A 15985-nucleotide genomic window follows, 5' to 3' on the forward strand; every position below is an offset into this window, starting at 1 on the left:
CTTGTGGCGGCGCTTGTGCTGACCGTGCTGGCCGCCGCGCCAGTACGGGGCGACGCGTCTGCCGATGCTCTGGCCAAGGCGCGGGCTGCACTGGCGAAGGGCGATGGCATTGCGGCCGAGGCCCCTTTGCGCGAGGCTGTTCGCAAGGGCGCGCCGCTCGATAGCATGCGAGCCGATCTGGGCGAGGCGCTGCTCTTGCAGGGTGACCGCCGCGAGGCGCGCAAGCTGCTTTATGGCGGCGATTTCTCGAAGGCCACGGCCGCGCACGGCTGGCATATGCGCGGACGGCTTGATCTGGCCGAAGGGCAATTGCCCGCGGCAGGGCAGGCGTTCGACCATGCCTTGCGCCTTGATGCCTCCGATGCGGAACTGTGGGTCGATATTGCGCGCCTGCGCTTTACCGGCGGCGAACAGGCACAGGCGATCGAAGCCGCGGACAGGGCGGTGAAGCTTGGCCCCAAGGACCCCCGTGCGCTGGAACTGCGCGGGCTGCTGATGCGCGAACAGTTCGGACTTTACGCCGCGCTGCCTTGGTTCGAAGCGGGCCTTCGCGTTGTGCCGAATGATCCGGGGTTGCTGGGCGAATATGCGGCGACGCTTGGTGACATGGGCCAGTACAAGGCGATGCTGGTCGTGTGCCGCAAGCTGACCGAAGTGGAACCCGGCAACCTTCGTGCGCTCTATTTGCAGGCGGTACTGGCGGCGCGTGCGGGGCAGACCAATCTCGCTCGCAAGATCATGCTCCAGACTGGCAAGGCTTTCGAGAACATGCCGGCGGCCATGCTGCTGAACGGCATTCTCGAATACCGTGCCGGCAACGCCAATCTGGCGGTTGGACACTTCGACCGTCTCGTGCGGATGCAGCCTGACAACTTGCAGGCCCGCATGTTGCTGGTCAGGTCGCTCCAACGACAGGGCCTCAATGCCGAGGCTGCGGAAGCTGCCGGACTTTGGCCGATACAGGCATCTGCGCCGCCGTACCTGCTTACAGTGACCGGCAATGCCTACAGGGGCGCCGGACGGAAGGCGGATGGTGAAGGGCTGCTCGCCAGGGCGAATGAAATCGGAGAGCATGGCGCGGAAGGCATCCACAGCGATCAACCGCTTGGCGCGCTTGCACTGAACTACGCCGACGCACCGAACTTCGCCGGCAATGCGGTCCCCTATATCCGTGGCCTGATCGCGGCGGGTGATGAGCAGCAGGCCATCGCGGTTGCCGACCGTCTGCGTCTTGCCAACCCGGGCGCGGCGGACGCGTGGCTCCTGTCAGGCGACGCACGGCTGGCCACTGGCGACAGCCTCGGCGCGCTGGACAATTACGGTCGAGCAGCGCTGATCCGCTTCAACCTGCCGACACTGTTGCGCATCGATGATACGATGCGGATGCTGGGCCGTCCTGCCGATGCCAATGCCATGGTCGCGCGCTATCTTCGCCAGAACCCCGGCAGCCCTCAGGCGTTGAAGCTTCTGGCTTTTGGTCGTCAGGCACGCGGCGATACCCAAGGTGCGGCGCAGATCGAAACGATCTTGCGCGCGCGGGGCTTTCGCAATCCTTCGTGAAGTTCACGCTCGACAGTCACTAGCTGCAAGATTACCCCTTCAATCGAACGATTAAACGGGGTGATGAATGGCAGGCGCGCTCGAAGGGTTGACCGTACTCGAATTCGCCGGGATCGGCCCCGGACCATTCGCGTGCATGATGCTGGCCGATCATGGGGCGCGCGTGATCCGGATCGAACGCCCGGCACAGGGCAACCGCCTCGGCGACAGTGGAAATCGTGATATCCTTAATCGTAGCCGCGAGCGGATCGAGCTGGACCTCAAGGACCCCGCCGCGATTTCACAGATCCGCAAGCTGGTGAAATCCGCCGATGCCTTGGTTGAAGGCTATCGTCCCGGTGTGATGGAGCGCCTCGGGCTGGGGCCCGACGTTCTGCTTGCTGATAATCCCCGCCTGGTGTTCGGGCGCATGACCGGTTGGGGACAGGAAGGGCCGATGGCGCCGCTTGCGGGGCACGATATCAACTACATCGCGCTGGCAGGCGCACTGCATGGCTTCGGGCAGGCAGGCGGCAAGCCGCAAGTCCCGGTCAATCTCGTCGGCGATTTCGGCGGGGGCGGCATGATGATGGCGTTCGGTATCATGGCGGCCGTGTTTTCGGCCCAGCGCACCGGCAAAGGCCAGGTCGTCGATTGCGCGATGGTTGATGGAGCGGCGATCCTGTCGGCGATGACCTACACCTTCCTTGGCAATGGCCGGTGGCAGGACGAGCGTGGGGTCAACGTGCTCGACGGCGGCGCGCACTTCTATGACACTTACGAAACCCGCGACGGCAAGTGGATATCCATCGGCTCGATCGAGCCGCAATTCTACGCGTTACTGCTTGAGAAGACCGGGCTTACCGGCGATCCCGATTTTGCCCCGCAGATGGATCCGCGAGTCTGGCCCCACCTCAAGGAGCGCATGACCGCGCTGTTCCTCACGAAAACCCGCGAGGAGTGGTGCGCGATAATGGATGGGACCGACATCTGCTTCGCGCCGGTATTAAGCCTGCGTGAGGCGCCTCACCATCCGCACAACGCAGCGCGCGGCACCTTCACCGAAGATCAGGGCATGATCATGCCCGCGCCCGCGCCGCGCTTTCTTGGAACGCCAGCTCCCAAGGCATCGCTCAGCGGGCGCTGACCGCTCAATCGGCGCGCAGGGCCGCATCCAGTTCCGCGTCGGGATACTTGTGCTTGTGGCGGATCGACCACCACAGCGAGAGGCCGATCATTGCCGCGCCGATCAGGCCCGTGATCGTCTCGGGAATGTGGTATTTCGCCGACAGCAGCATGATCGCACCCAGCGCAATGATCGCCCAGAACGCGCCATGTTCAAGATAGCGGTATTCTGAAAGCGTGCCCTTCTTGACCAGCATGATCGTCATCGAACGCACGAACATCGCACCGATCGACAGGCCGAGCGCGATGATCACCATGTTGTTTGACAAGGCAAATGCACCGATCACGCCATCAAAGCTGAACGAGGCGTCGAGCACGTTGAGGTAGAGGAAGCCGCCAAGGCCGGACCGTACGACGAGCCCTGCCGCCTTCTGCGCTTCGTCGCGCATTTCGAGGATCGTGCCGAGTGCTTCCACCGCGATGAAGGTGACGAGGCCGAGCACACCCGAAACCATGAAAGTTAGTGCCTCGTCCTCAGCCAGAAGCAGCGAGATGCCGTAGATTGCCAGCAGCAGCAGCGCGATTTCGGCGGCCTTGATGTTGGAGACAACCGCCAGTTTCTGTTCGATCCACTTGATCCAGTGCACTTCCTTGTCGCCGTCAAAGAAGAACGACAGGCCCACCATGGCAAGGAACGCACCGCCAAAGCCGGCAATGCCGACATGCGCGCTGCTGACGATTTCCTCATATCGCTTCGGATCGTTGAGGGAGAGGTTGAGCGCCTCGACTGGACCAAGTCCTGCCGCGATGGCGACAATCGCCAAGGGAAACACGATGCGCATGCCGAACACCGCAATGATCATGCCCCACGTCAGGAACCGCTTCTGCCAGACTTCGTCCATGTCCTCGAGCACGGCAGCGTTGACCACCGCATTGTCGAACGACAGCGAGATTTCGAGGATCGAGAGCACAAACACGATCCACAGCAGCGACAGCGTGCCGCCCGCCGTCCCGGTCTGCATCCAGCCATAGGCGGCGGCGAGCGCGAGGCACACCAGTGTAAAGAGGATCGAACCCTTGTAGAAACGCAGCAAGCGGAAATTCCCTGTTTTATGCCCCGACGCGGTTACTTCGGCTGATAGGTCTGTTCAATACCGGGAAATGCGCGCGACCGCACTTCCTCGGCATACAATGCAGCAGCGCCAGAAATGGTCTCGGCAATGTTCTCGTAGATTTTCACGAAGCGGGGCACGCGTTCGAACATGCCGAGCATGTCTTCGGTCACCAGCACCTGTCCATCGCACTGCGCCGAAGCGCCGATGCCGATGGTGGGGCAGGGCACGGCTTGGGTGATTGCGATGGCGATGGGCTCCACCACACCCTCGATAACGATGGCAAAGGCGCCCGCGTCGGACAGCGACCGCGCATCGCCGACGATCTTGGCGGCCTCGGCCTCGCTGCGGCCGCGCGCGTTATATCCGCCCAAGACGTTCACGGCCTGCGGGGTCAGCCCGACATGGCCCATGACCGGGATGCCGCGCGCGGTCAGGAACGCTACCGTCTCCGCCATCGCCTCGCCGCCTTCAAGCTTCACCGCTGCGCAGCCTGTTTCCTTCAGCAGCCGTGACGCGCTTTCGAACGCCTGCTGGGGCGAAGCCTCGTAAGAGCCGAACGGCATGTCGACCACGACCGCCGCATGATAGGACCCGCGCACCACCGCCGCGCCGTGCGCCACCATCATGTCGAGTGTCACCGGCACGCTTGACGGCAGGCCATAGATCACCTGACCAAGCGAGTCGCCCACCAGCAGCAGGTCGCAATGCGCATCGAGCAACTGGGCCTGCCGCGCCGTATAGGCGGTCAGCATCACCACCGGTTGTGCGGTGACGCCGTCCTTCTTCCGCTGGCGGATCGCAGGGATAGTAAGGCGCTTCATCGGGGCGGGCGTGGGGTTGGCTCGGCTGGTTGCGGTATCGAGCTGGAAGGTCGTGGACATGATCGCGCATCCTTTCAGGCGGGCCAATGCTTCTACTGCCTTGGCGCAAACCCGCAAGGCTGTGCGCCTTATCAGCAAACTTGGGGAAAAATGGCTTGCGCGAAGTCCGGTTCCCGCTAGCTTCCCGGCCATTACCTGGTTTCCGGAGCAACCGCATCGGCGGTTTGGCGCTCTGGGCCAAGGCGGGAGAAATTCATGTTCGGTCGCGTCAAACCGCTCGACGCCATTCTTGCTACAGCAGAAAAGAAATCGCTGCATCGCTCGCTGGGAGCTTTCCAGCTGACCATGCTCGGCGTTGGTGCCGTCATTGGCACCGGCATTTTCGTGCTGACAGCCGAAGCTGCTCAGAAGGCAGGCCCCGGAATGATGATCAGTTTCATCATCGCCGGTTTCGTCTGCGCTGTGGCAGCCCTGTGTTACGCTGAAATGGCATCGATGGTCCCGGTCTCCGGATCGGCCTATACTTACAGCTATGCCGTGATGGGCGAACTCATCGCCTGGATGGTCGGCTGGGCACTCATTCTCGAATATGCAGTCGCCGCAGGAGCGGTCAGCGTAGGTTGGTCCGGCTATGTCGTTGGGCTGATCGAGAACGCCATGCATATCGACATACCCGATTTGCTGGTGCGCGGTCCGTTCGATGGTGGAATGATCAACCTTCCGGCAATGTTGATCGCAGGCCTCGTCACGTGGTTGCTGGTTATCGGGACCAAAGAGAGCGCCTCGGTCAACGCGGTGCTCGTGGCGATCAAGGTCGCTGCGCTTACGCTTTTCGTCATTCTGGCGGTGCCGGTGATGAAAGCGGAAAACTTCGAGCCGTTCTCGCCTTTGGGCTTTGGCGGAATCGGTGCGGCAGCGGCGTCAATCTTCTTTGCTTATGTGGGCTTCGATGCCGTCTCGACCGCGGCGGAGGAAACCAAAAATCCGCAACGGAACATGCCGATCGGCCTGATCGGCAGTCTTGCCATCTGCACCGTGTTCTATCTTTTGGTGGCTGCTGGCGTGATCGGTTCGGTGGGCGCGCAGCCAGTTCTCGATGCCAATGGCCTTGGCATGGAACCGGGAAGCCGGGAACTTGCAGCGCAGTGCGCAGCCATGGGCGATCAGGCTGTCGTTTGCTCCAAGGAAGCGCTGGCCTGGACGCTGCGTGAAATTGGCTGGCCCCAGATCGGCAACCTGATCGGCCTCGCTGCCGGCTTGGCTCTGCCATCGGTGATCCTGATGATGATGTTCGGCCAGACCCGCATCTTCTTCGTGATGAGCCGTGACGGTCTGTTGCCTGCCGCGTTCTCCAAGATCCATCCGCGCTACAACACACCGCACGTGATCACGATCATAACCGGCATTTTCGTGGCACTGTTTGCTGCGTTCTTCCCGGTCGGTCTGCTCGCCAACATCTCGAACTCGGGCACGCTGTTCGCGTTTGCGGCGGTGTCCATCGCGGTGCTGGTCATTCGCCGCCGCGAACCTGGCCGTCATCGTCCATTCCGCACCCCGGCGATCTACGTGACCTCGCCGCTGGCGTTCCTCGGATGCCTCTACTTGTTCTACAAGCTGGATGCGAAAAGCCAGATGCTGTTCGTGATCTGGGCGGCAATCGGTCTGGTTGTCTACTATGCCTACAGCCGCAGCCGCAGCCATGTCGGACGCGGGCTGACGGAAGTGCATGAACTGGATAGCGATATCCCGCCAACGTCGGTGCCGCCGATCGATTGATCATCGCTCACCGAAAAGTACAAAAGGGCCGCCCCAGCGATGGAGCGGCCCTTTTTCTTGTCTGATGCAAAGGTCAGAGCTTGGTTTCGGTGAACCCGCCTTTGATATCGTTCGTCACATCCATGCCAAGCGCCATCTTGGCCGTGCCGATTATGCCGAGGTCACCTGCCCAGATCGAGGCGTCGCCAAGGTCCATGCGCATGAACAGCAGGTTCGGCGCGTCCTTGCCCCCCGGAAACCATGCTTCGACGAAGTTATTCCAATGCTTCTCGAGCAACGCACGGTCGGTTTCCTCGCTCAGAACGCCGTGGAAGCGTGCGAACACGTCATGGCCTTTTGATGCAAAAGTTGCCGTCGCACCGCCCATAGGTGCAAACCGGTTGTCGCGGCTGGTGAAAAACCAGATCGCGCTGTTGGCACCTTTGTCGAGTTGCGCGGTCATCGGAGCCGCCGAGTCCGGATCATTGTCCAGTTGAAGCATCACGTAAGGCGAGGACACCATCGCCTTCCAGAATTTTTCACGAAGCTCTTCGGGATTGCCTTGATCATACTTCATAGGGGGGCCCTTTCCTATCCGGTGTTTGTCGATGAACGGACCGGGGCAGGGGATGTTCCCCGCCCTCAGCCCGTCCAGCGCGCGCATCACATCGTCGGTGTGACCAATGCCTGGGCAGTCAGTGTGTCGACCACCTGCTGCGGTACATCATCAGCGGCCCGGCCCGACACGAAGTCGAGCAGATCACGAATCAACCGGTCAGTCTGCGTGGCGAAGACGCCATGCGGCTCGCCGTCGTACTCCAGCAGCGTTGCATGGGGCACGGCGCGAGCCAGAGCCCGGCCGGTGGCGTCGATAGGGACGGTCTTGTCGGAAGTGCCGTGGATGATCAGCGTCGGCACGCGGAACGATGCGAGATCGGGGCGGAAGTCAGTCGTGGCAAACGCATTGGCCGCTGCGAGCGTGGGCCGCAGCCCCGCCTGCATGGCGGTGATCCACGCCAAGTGCAGCACCTCGTCGCTGACGGGCTGCGTCAACATGCCCACCCCGAAAAAGTCCTTGAAGAACCCGGTGAAGAATTTGGCCCGATCAGACAGCATGCCGTCGGTCATTTCATCGAAAGTCGACTGGGGCACGCCATCGGGATTGTCTTCGGTCTTGAGCATATAGGGCACGACCGATGAAACGAGCGCTACCCGTGAAACTCCTTGGCCGCCTTGGCGCGAGAGATAACGGGCGATTTCGCCACCACCCATTGAAAAACCAACCAGCGTTGCGCCCTCGTTTGCATTCATCGCCGTCATGACGTCAGCCAGGTCGTCGGCAAAAGTGTCGTAGTCGTATCCGCCTGAGGGTTGGTCCGATCGGCCGAAGCCGCGGCGGTCGTAGGCTATGGCACGGAAGCCAGCTTCGGCCAGAGCGTGGGATACTGGATCCCAACTGTCGCCCGACAGAGGCCATCCGTGGATCAGGATGACCGGTGGGCCTTCGCCCCAGCTTTTTGCGTAGAGACGGGTCCCGTCGCGCGTTTCGATCATCGGCATGTGATTGGTCTCCTGACGTCCCGTCCTCGTCGCTCCTAAACCTGTCGGCGCGTTTCGCGTTCCGCTGCCCGCCTTTTCAGATGTTCGGGCTGGCGCGGAATGGCGAAAGAACATATATAGAACTGATGTCACGAACCGATATCATGGGTCGCCTCGAAATCCTTGCAGACGCAGCGAAATACGATGCATCCTGCGCGTCGTCAGGCACGGTCAAGCGCAGCAGCAAGGGCGGCAAAGGGATAGGATCGACCGAGGGCATGGGAATCTGTCACGCCTACGCGCCTGATGGCCGGTGCATCTCGCTGCTCAAGATCCTGCTTACCAACCACTGCGTGTTCGATTGCCACTATTGCATCAATCGCAAGAGTTCGAACACGCGGCGTGCCCGGTTCACGCCACAAGAGGTGGTGGACCTCACTCTGTCGTTTTACCGGCGCAACTATATCGAAGGCCTGTTTCTCTCATCAGGCATCGTCAAAAGCTCCAGCCACACCATGGAGCAATTGATAGAAGTCTCGCGTATCTTGCGGGAAGAGCACGATTTTCGTGGATATATCCACCTCAAGACAATCCCAGAAGCTGATCCCGAACTGGTCGCTCGCGCCGGACTCTATGCCGACCGGGTTTCGATCAATGTCGAACTGCCGACCGTCGCCGGCCTCACCCGCCTCGCACCCGACAAATCCGCCCCGCAGATCGAAGGGGCGATGGGCACATTGAAGACCGCAATCGTCGAGGCCAAGGATGCCCGCAAGCGCTTCCGCAACGCGCCTCGGTTTGCTCCGGCCGGGCAGTCGACTCAGATGATCGTCGGTGCCGATGCCGCAACCGACAGCGACATCGTCGGTCGTGCCAGCGCGCTTTACGGCCAGTTCGGCCTGCGCCGCGTTTACTATTCCGCATTCAGTCCGATTCCCGATGCCAGCGCGGTGCTGCCGCTGAAACGACCCCCACTCATGCGCGAGCACCGGCTCTATCAGTCCGACTGGCTGATGCGGTTCTATGGGTATGCGCCGCATGAAGTGCAGCAGGCGGCGGGGGCAGACGGGATGCTCCCGCTCGACATGGATCCCAAGCTCGCCTGGGCGCTGCAGTTTCGCGCCGATTTTCCGGTGGATGTGAACCGCGCGCCACGAGAGCGCCTGCTGCGTGTGCCGGGATTGGGCGTGCGTGCGGTGAATGCGATCCTCGCGGCAAGGCGTCAGCGCCGCTTGCGCCTTGATGACGTGGGCAAGCTGACTGTCTCGCTCGGCAAGGTGCGCCCCTTCATCGTTGCCGAGGACTGGCGGCCGGTTCTGTTGACGGACCGCGCCGATCTGCAAAGCATGATCGCACCCCGGCGTTCAGAGCAACTTGAACTGTTTGCGTCATGACTGCCCGCCAGACGCTGCGACGACCCACGCTCCATCGCGCCAGTCTGCCTGCTGCGGACGATTTCGAGATCTGGCGCGATATCGCTCGCCGGTTGATCCGTGCTGATATGCCGCCGGAATGTGTAGTGTGGGAATCGCCTGCCGACCAACGCGCTGACCTGTTTGCCAGCCGAGACGCTTTCCTGCCCGAACCGCCTGTCTCCGCGCAGCAGCCCCGCGCAACGCGTGCCTTCCTGCAACTTGCCCAAAGTGCCGTTCTTCATATTGACCCAGAACGTTTTTCTCTGCTCTATCGACTGCTCTGGCGTCTCCAGAGCAACCACCGGTTGATGGACGACAAGGCGGACGAGGATGTTCGCCGGGTCGAGGATCTGGCCCGACAGGTCCGCCGCGATATCCACAAGATGCGCGCTTTCGTCCGCTTCCGCGTAGTCGAAGAGCCGGAGGGCGAACGTTACGTCGCCTGGTTCGAGCCTGAGCATCATATCCTGCGCGCGAACGCTGCATTCTTCGTGCGTCGTTTCACGTCCATGCACTGGTCGATCCTTACGCCGCGCGGGAGCATCCATTGGGACGGCGAAGCGCTGCATGAAGGCCCACCTGCCGCCCGCACAGACGCGCGGTCGGGCGATCCTGTGGAGGCGCTGTGGGGCAAATACTATTCCTCGATCTTTAATCCGGCGCGGTTGAAAGTCGGCGCTATGCTCAAGGAAATGCCTCGCAAATACTGGAAGAACATGCCCGAGGCGGCGCTTATTCCCGAATTGATTGCTGGAGCGCAGGCGCGCGAGGCTCGCATGGTCGATGCGGGTGCGCAGGACTTTGGCGATCGGCCAAAGAGTCTCGTTGAAGTCGGCGATGCCATCGTCGCGTGCCGCCGTTGCGCGATCGGCTGCAACGGCACCAGCGCAGTCATGGGCGAAGGGCCGACAGACCCGGTTCTGATGATCGTTGGCGAGCAGCCCGGCGACCAGGAGGAATTGCAGGGACGACCGTTTGTCGGTCCGGCGGGACAGGTGCTGCACGCCCATCTGTCGGGCGCAGGCATTGCAGCTGGCAGGGCCTACGTAACCAACGCGGTCAAGCACTTCAAATTTGTGCCGCAAGGCAAGCGCCGCTTGCACCAGACCCCCACTGCAGGCGAGATCGATACGTGCCGGTGGTGGATCGAGAGTGAACGCGCCCTGTTGAGGCCACGAATCGTGCTGGCACTGGGAGCCAGCGCTGCACGAAGTTTGCTCGGCAAGACGGTGAGCGTGCAGAGTGAGCGGGGCAAGCCGCGCACGCTGGACGACGGCAGCGAACTATGGATTGCAACCCACCCAAGCTATCTGCTACGGCTTGAAGGCGACAGCCGAGTGCTGGAAGAGCGCAAATTTATCAACGACCTGCGAAGCGTCGCTATGCGACTTTCGCAACTGTCATGAAATAGCCAGCCTTCAGGACCGAAGCCGCTCGATACCTTGTGCCAGCGCTACGTAAAGCTTGCCCATGTCGGATGAGAGCAGCGTGACGCCCAGCGCGTTGCCATCGCGTGTCGACAACAATTGCCGGAGCATTGTCTCGAAGTCGTGGATGTAGCGGTTCACATGTTCGCGGAACTCGCTCTCGGCTTCGTAATGTGCCTGCACCGCCTTGGCCTCTGCCGTTTCAAGCAACGACACAGCGCGCCGGGTGAAGATGCCCCGGTCACCGCGCAGATAGGACGCCCATGCCGTTTCCGACACGTCTGATGACAGCGCCTTGGCAATATCGATCGCGGACGAATTCAGCGATTCGGTGATCAGGGCGGCACGGCGCGCAAAATCATTGTCGACGTGTTCTTCGGCCCGCTCGCGTGCCCGCGTAACGCGCGATTCGAGATTTCCGGCGAGTTCATCGACCTTGGCAAGTTGATCGCGCATCTGGATCGCCGTTTCGCGGCTCGCCGAGGCGGCGGCATCAATGGCTTCCTCGAGACGCCCGATCAATTCGGCTGCGCGGCCTTGCAGCACCCGCGAAATGGCGGCGCTGCTTTCCTCGCCAAGCCGTGCGGCAAGTGCCTCTACTTCGCCCGCCGTGCTGCTGCGGATATCCTCGCCCGCTTTACCCGCTGCGTCTGACAAGCTGGCAATGGCACCGGAAAGCCGGCTCTCGATCTCGCCTGCCAGACTGTCGCTGTCGCGCCGCGCTTCGGCGAGAACCTCGCGCAAGGCCGCAAGCTGACGCTCGCGCTCAGACGCCTGTTCCGTCAGCGCTTTCTGCGCCTTCTGCAGTTCCTTGATGGTCGAGGTTACTTCGCCGCGCGCCGAACCAACGGTCTCCGCCAGGACTCGCCCGCCGTCTCCCGCTTCGCGCAGCGTATCGCGCAGGGTGAAGACGCGGTCCTCAAGCCCCTTGAGTCCGGCCTCGGTGCTGCGGAGCGCTTCGGGAATTTGGGTGCGCGTGTGATCGCCGCCCGCCTGGATCAGTTCGAGCAGGCGCACGGCAGAGTCTGTAAGGTCGCCAATCTGCAGGTCCGTGCCCGATAGCGCATGACGCATTTCGGCAAGGCGGGTGTTGAGATCGACCATGGCCCGATCAACCGTGGCAGCAGTCTGTGCTCCTTGTTCTCCCGAACTATGAAGGACGGCTGACAAGCTACTGACCTTGCCCGCAACATCCTCGCAGGAGCGCGCGAGCTTCTCAGCTTCTTCGACCTGAATCCTGCGCTGGGCGTCGACAGCCTGATCCAGTTCGGCCAGCTTGGTGGCGAGGGCCTCGGCAGCGTCACCGGCAGCGCGTTCCATCGCGGCTCTGCGGGTCGATACCGCGTCGTCAATTTCGGCGAGGCGGCGGTCAAGCGCTGCGCGCTGCTCCGATGCAGCGTCATCGGCGGCTGCTCGGCGGCGTGCAAGCTGATCGTCGAGGTCGCGCGCTTGCGCGTCGACCGTGGCGGTGACCGACCGCGCAGCTTCCTCGAACCGGGCGAGCCGCCCGGCAGCGTCTGCCAGAAGTGCTTCATGGTCGGTGCCGAGCTGATCCAGAGCGCTGCGCAAAGCTTGTGCATGCGCTTCGGTTCGCGCCGACCAATCGGAGAGTGCAACACGCTCCGCCTCTGCGGCCATTCCGGACTGCTCGGCGCTGCGTCCGGCCAGTGCCTCGAACCGGCCTTCGGCAAGCCGGGCCAGTTCTTCACCGGCTTTGGTGAATTGCTCGAGAGATGCGTCCACCCGTTCGCGGATCGAAATGACCTGGCGTTCGCTGGCAAGCCCGAATTCGTTGAGGCGCTGGAAGCCCGACACCATCTCTTCGAGTTGGAGATGAGCGGACCGGCCAGCGTTGCCGATGTTGTTGGTCACGTCCTTGGCGGCATTGGCGATCACCGGCAACTGGCTGCGCAGCTTGTCCATATTGTCGAGCGCACTGGCCGAAACTTCGGCGATAAGATCAACCCGCTGGCGGTTCTGCGTAATCAGGCCGTCGAGTTGCGCGGCGCTTCCCGAAAGCCTGTCGACCGCGATCCGTCCCAGTGACTCGAGGTCGCGCCCCTGCGAGGCGATGAAGTCACGCGCGATGGACAATTCGGTGTTGATGCTGACCAGTCGCTTTTCCAGATCTGCCGATTGTCTGGCAAGGCTCATCGACACGTCGGCAAAGCGGATCGCCTCGCGCCGGCTTGTGCGCATCAGGACAAGCAGGATCACAAGGACCAGCAGCACCGGCATGGACCACTGCGCCGTCCACCATGCCCACTGGTCAGGTTGCGAAACATAATCCGAACGGCTGACCACCGCCCAGGCGAAGAACGCCGTCCAGCCTGCGATGAAAAGCCCCGCCATAACCGGCGCGATCAAGCTTCGATCGGGTGAGGGTGCGTCTGCCACTTCATCATCGAATGCAGGTTCAGACCACGCAAGCGGTGCTCCGGTGCCCTGCTCGATGCCGCCATCGGCAGTTGCGATGCCGATTTCAGGCTCTGCGCCGTCAATCGGAATGATCCTTGTTCCCCCGTTCATTCGAGCAGCTTATCATGATTTTGCCGCGCGCATAAACCCCGCCTTAACAGTTCGGCCCATAGCTGTGTCACATGGCCTATGAAGGTGGTTCTCTCGACGCAAATCTGGCTGCCGCTGCGGGGCATGACCCCGAGCTGGTGCGTGAATTGCGTGCGGCGTTCATTGAAAGCGCAGAGCGACAGGTCGACTTGCTGGGCCGGTCGCGCTGTGACGGCAATTGGCAGGTGGCGGCCATGCGGCTGAAAGGTCTTGCTGCAAGCTTCCATGCAGAGGGCCTGCTGGCTCTGGCCGAAGAGGCGCTGGACAGTGCGCCGGGCGATCCACTCGTTCTGCGCCGTTTGCATCAGATGCTGTCAGACCTCACGCTCCTGCCTTGAAAGGTAACGGCGCTCGTTAACCCCTGCCAATGCGTGCGCACTGCTTGGCAGCGCAACTCTCAGCCTCTACGGTGTAACGTCAGGAGGCATGCCCTTGCGGGTCGCAGTTCTATCATTGATCGAGGCCGCCGGTTCCGAACCGGGCGCGCTGCGCGGATACCTGCCGATCGGCGGGCGGTCGATCCTGCGTCATCAGATCGGGTTTGCGCTGTCGCTCGGCTGCAAGCGCATCGTCGTCATGGCTGAGGGCATCAGCGGCGAACTTGTAGCGCTTCAGCATGTATCCGAAGCGGGCGGCGCGCAGTTTCACGTGATTGCCACGGCGCGGGCGCTGGTTCCGCTGCTGCAGCCCGAGGATGATGTGTTCGTCCTGGGCGACGGTTTGCTTGCTATGCCCGAAGCGCTGCGTGAAATGCTCGAAGCCGGACCTGTCCTGCTGACACTTCCCGTCGAAACCGGTTTGCCGCTGGGGTTCGAGCGGATCGACATCAACAATGCCTTTGCTGCCGCCATGCGGTTTCCGGGGCGTATAGCGGCCGCCCTTGCCGATCTCCCGCCCGAATGGAACGTCCAGTCAGCCTTGCTCAGGCTGGCAATTCAGGCGCGGGTGAACCATCGCAGCGTCTCGGTCAGTCTGCTCGACGACGGCCGCTGGAGCGTGGTCCGCAGCGAGGATGAGGCGCAAATTGCCGAGCGCCGCTGGCTACGTCTGCACACTAGTGTTGCGGGCCAGAGCGCCGGTTCTCCCGGTGAAATGCTCGCCATGGCAACAGTGCGGCGATTCGGGCCGGCGATGCTCCATGCAGGCACACGGCCGGCGCTGGTCGGACTGGCCGCCGGGCTGATCGGGTTGCTCGGCGGCGGACTGGGCTGGCTCGGCAGCGTTGCGGCGGGCTTCGTGCTGCTCGGGCTTGCCTGGCTGGTCGAGAGGATAGGCAGCCTGCTGGGGCAGGTCGAACGGGATTCCTTGCTGGCGTCCGGCCTTGCCGTGCGTAGCGTGGCGCTGTTTCACCTGCTGATTGATGCAGGATTTGTCGTGCTGGCCGCCTGGCGCAGCCAACTGCCGCCGGGTCCTGCCATACCATGGGGCGCTGCGGCTTTCGGTCCGCTACTCTTGGTGTGCATGGCGCGGATCGTACCGCTGGCATTGCCGGGAAAACGTTGGTCGCATTGGCTGGAAGATCGCCTGATCATCGGCATTTTCCTTGCCGCAAGCAGTGCATTTCTGCCATTTGATGCCTGTATCGGCCTTGCTGTCCTGGCGCTTGCCGCTGCCTGCCTCGTGACTTTGCAACTGGGCCCGAGGGCAATCGGTAACGCTTCGCCTAACCCCCGGTTAACCAGTCGGCAGTAAGACCTCCGCATGGCATTGACCGCACATACCGGCACAGACTCCGGAGTGATTGAAACCCTGTTGCGCGACGACCTGTTCCATGCGGATCAGGCGATGCTGCACATGGCTCCGATTCTTCAGCATCTCTTGCGCAACGACGACAGCTCGATCTTCAGTGACGAGATCATAGCGCGCGTTCGCGGGATGTTCGCCGATATCGCGCGTCAACTGGTTCAGGCGATGGGCGAGGCTGCGGGTCATGTCGACGCTGGGGCTTGGGCACGGGAAGCAGGTCCCGGCCTTGCCGAGATGCTGGCAAGCAATCAGGCGCTGCTCACCCATGTCCACATGCTGGCGGTTGAATGGCAGCTGGCCGAAAAACTTCAGGGGAGGCAGGGCATTGACCCGGTTCTGACCCCGCTGCTGCAGGACCTGATTGCCTCGCCTGATCCGGATCTTGCGGCGCGGGGCATGAACCTGCTGGCGGCACAGGCACGCTTTGGCCAGGCCATTCGCCGTATGCAGATGCCTCTCACCGAATTGCCCGGAGAGCTTCATGCTGCCACACTGGCCATGATGCGCGCCTATGTTGCCGACGATCCCTCGGGCGTGGCTGCGGCTGAACTGGCCGAGATGTCGTTGCACAAGGCCCGTGCGGGGGCGGCTTCGCGCATTGATCTGCTGAGCTACGCCATCAGCGCATCGGGTGCGCGATCGTCGGCCACACTGTCGCTGCAGAATGCCGGGGTGGCCTTGTTCCTGACGGCGTTGGGGCTCGGAGCCGGGCTGGAACGTGAAACCGCCGTCATGTGCACGACGGAAAGCCAGATGCCTCGCCTTGCCCTGTCGCTCGCTGCGGCAGGAATTGACCGCGATGGACTGGTCGAAACGTTCGCTGCACTCCACCCGGACATTGCCCTGCCTCCAGCGCTGGAGGACCTGCACCCCGATCGTGCGGCTGCTATGCTGGCTTCTTCGCAGGCGGCGGATGCGCGGCGCTGACATGCAAG

Annotated in this window: 13 protein-coding genes; 8 read left to right on the plus strand and 5 right to left on the minus strand. The window is 62.4% G+C overall.

The features are described 5' to 3' along the window. Positions 1-3 precede the first annotated feature (3 nt). Both RM192_RS08180 and RM192_RS08185 read left to right on the plus strand, forming a co-directional pair. Positions 4-1560: a tetratricopeptide repeat protein gene (locus RM192_RS08180; protein ID WP_311507047.1), complete on the plus strand. Its 1557-nt coding sequence runs from the start codon at positions 4-6 to the stop codon at positions 1558-1560. Between the two features lie 67 nt (positions 1561-1627). Next, positions 1628-2686 carry a CaiB/BaiF CoA-transferase family protein gene (locus RM192_RS08185; RefSeq protein ID WP_311507048.1) on the plus strand — a complete coding sequence of 353 codons (1059 nt, stop codon included), beginning with the start codon at positions 1628-1630 and terminating at the stop codon, positions 2684-2686. A gap of 4 nt (positions 2687-2690) precedes the next feature. On the opposite strand, the gene RM192_RS08190 is transcribed toward RM192_RS08185, so the two are convergent. Both RM192_RS08190 and panB read right to left on the minus strand, forming a co-directional pair. Continuing rightward, on the minus strand, positions 2691-3758 hold the full coding sequence (locus RM192_RS08190; protein WP_311507049.1) for a DUF475 domain-containing protein: 1068 nt from the start codon (positions 3756-3758) through the stop codon (positions 2691-2693). A 32-nt stretch (positions 3759-3790) separates the two neighbouring features. Next, positions 3791-4660, minus strand: a complete 870-nt coding sequence (panB, locus tag RM192_RS08195) for a 3-methyl-2-oxobutanoate hydroxymethyltransferase (protein WP_311507050.1) — start codon at positions 4658-4660, stop codon at positions 3791-3793. Between the two features lie 195 nt (positions 4661-4855). On the opposite strand from panB, the gene RM192_RS08200 reads away from it, so the two are divergent. Further along, positions 4856-6376, plus strand: coding sequence for an amino acid permease (locus tag RM192_RS08200; protein WP_311507051.1), 1521 nt, complete (start codon positions 4856-4858; stop codon positions 6374-6376). Positions 6377-6449: 73 nt separating this feature from the next. On the opposite strand, the gene RM192_RS08205 is transcribed toward RM192_RS08200, so the two are convergent. Both RM192_RS08205 and RM192_RS08210 read right to left on the minus strand, forming a co-directional pair. After that, the gene (locus tag RM192_RS08205) at positions 6450-6932 is read right to left on the minus strand and encodes a pyridoxamine 5'-phosphate oxidase family protein (protein WP_311507052.1); all 483 of its coding nucleotides are present in this window, start codon (positions 6930-6932) and stop codon (positions 6450-6452) included. Between the two features lie 86 nt (positions 6933-7018). Next, positions 7019-7915 (minus strand): alpha/beta hydrolase, encoded by an 897-nt coding sequence (locus tag RM192_RS08210; protein WP_311507053.1) that lies wholly within the window; start codon positions 7913-7915, stop codon positions 7019-7021. A 125-nt stretch (positions 7916-8040) separates the two neighbouring features. On the opposite strand from RM192_RS08210, the gene RM192_RS08215 reads away from it, so the two are divergent. Further along, the gene (locus RM192_RS08215) at positions 8041-9288 is read left to right on the plus strand and encodes a putative DNA modification/repair radical SAM protein (protein ID WP_311507054.1); all 1248 of its coding nucleotides are present in this window, start codon (positions 8041-8043) and stop codon (positions 9286-9288) included. Continuing rightward, positions 9285-10715 carry a UdgX family uracil-DNA binding protein gene (locus RM192_RS08220; RefSeq protein WP_311507055.1) on the plus strand — a complete coding sequence of 477 codons (1431 nt, stop codon included), beginning with the start codon at positions 9285-9287 and terminating at the stop codon, positions 10713-10715. The genes RM192_RS08215 and RM192_RS08220 overlap by 4 nt, the downstream gene beginning before the upstream one ends. A 12-nt stretch (positions 10716-10727) precedes the next feature. Here RM192_RS08220 and RM192_RS08225 read toward each other — a convergent pair whose 3' ends face one another. Beyond that, a complete protein-coding gene (locus RM192_RS08225; RefSeq protein ID WP_311507056.1) occupies positions 10728-13265 on the minus strand; it encodes a hypothetical protein in 2538 nt (845 codons plus the stop codon). Positions 13266-13336: 71 nt separating this feature from the next. Here RM192_RS08225 and RM192_RS08230 point away from each other — a divergent pair, with 71 nt between their 5' ends. The 3 genes from RM192_RS08230 (at position 13337) to RM192_RS08240 (ending at position 15977) form a co-directional block, all read left to right on the plus strand. Next, positions 13337-13642, plus strand: a complete 306-nt coding sequence (locus RM192_RS08230; protein ID WP_311507057.1) for an Hpt domain-containing protein — start codon at positions 13337-13339, stop codon at positions 13640-13642. Positions 13643-13757: 115 nt separating this feature from the next. Next, positions 13758-14996: a hypothetical protein gene (locus RM192_RS08235; RefSeq protein ID WP_311507058.1), complete on the plus strand. Its 1239-nt coding sequence runs from the start codon at positions 13758-13760 to the stop codon at positions 14994-14996. Between the two features lie 9 nt (positions 14997-15005). Further along, positions 15006-15977: a hypothetical protein gene (locus tag RM192_RS08240; protein ID WP_311507059.1), complete on the plus strand. Its 972-nt coding sequence runs from the start codon at positions 15006-15008 to the stop codon at positions 15975-15977. Positions 15978-15985: the final 8 nt, after the last annotated feature.

The organism is Novosphingobium sp. MMS21-SN21R, from assembly GCF_031846015.1.
GTDB lineage: Bacteria > Pseudomonadota > Alphaproteobacteria > Sphingomonadales > Sphingomonadaceae > Novosphingobium.

Coding starts and splice junctions, on each gene's coding strand:
- RM192_RS08185 (WP_311507048.1), top strand. CDS start 1,628: ATGGCAGGCGCGCTCGAAGGGTTGACCGTACTCGAATTCGCCGGGATC.
- panB (WP_311507050.1), bottom strand. CDS start 4,660: ATGTCCACGACCTTCCAGCTCGATACCGCAACCAGCCGAGCCAACCCC.
- RM192_RS08200 (WP_311507051.1), top strand. CDS start 4,856: ATGTTCGGTCGCGTCAAACCGCTCGACGCCATTCTTGCTACAGCAGAA.
- RM192_RS08205 (WP_311507052.1), bottom strand. CDS start 6,932: ATGAAGTATGATCAAGGCAATCCCGAAGAGCTTCGTGAAAAATTCTGG.
- RM192_RS08210 (WP_311507053.1), bottom strand. CDS start 7,915: ATGCCGATGATCGAAACGCGCGACGGGACCCGTCTCTACGCAAAAAGC.
- RM192_RS08215 (WP_311507054.1), top strand. CDS start 8,041: ATGTCACGAACCGATATCATGGGTCGCCTCGAAATCCTTGCAGACGCA.
- RM192_RS08220 (WP_311507055.1), top strand. CDS start 9,285: ATGACTGCCCGCCAGACGCTGCGACGACCCACGCTCCATCGCGCCAGT.
- RM192_RS08225 (WP_311507056.1), bottom strand. CDS start 13,265: ATGAACGGGGGAACAAGGATCATTCCGATTGACGGCGCAGAGCCTGAA.
- RM192_RS08230 (WP_311507057.1), top strand. CDS start 13,337: ATGGCCTATGAAGGTGGTTCTCTCGACGCAAATCTGGCTGCCGCTGCG.
- RM192_RS08240 (WP_311507059.1), top strand. CDS start 15,006: ATGGCATTGACCGCACATACCGGCACAGACTCCGGAGTGATTGAAACC.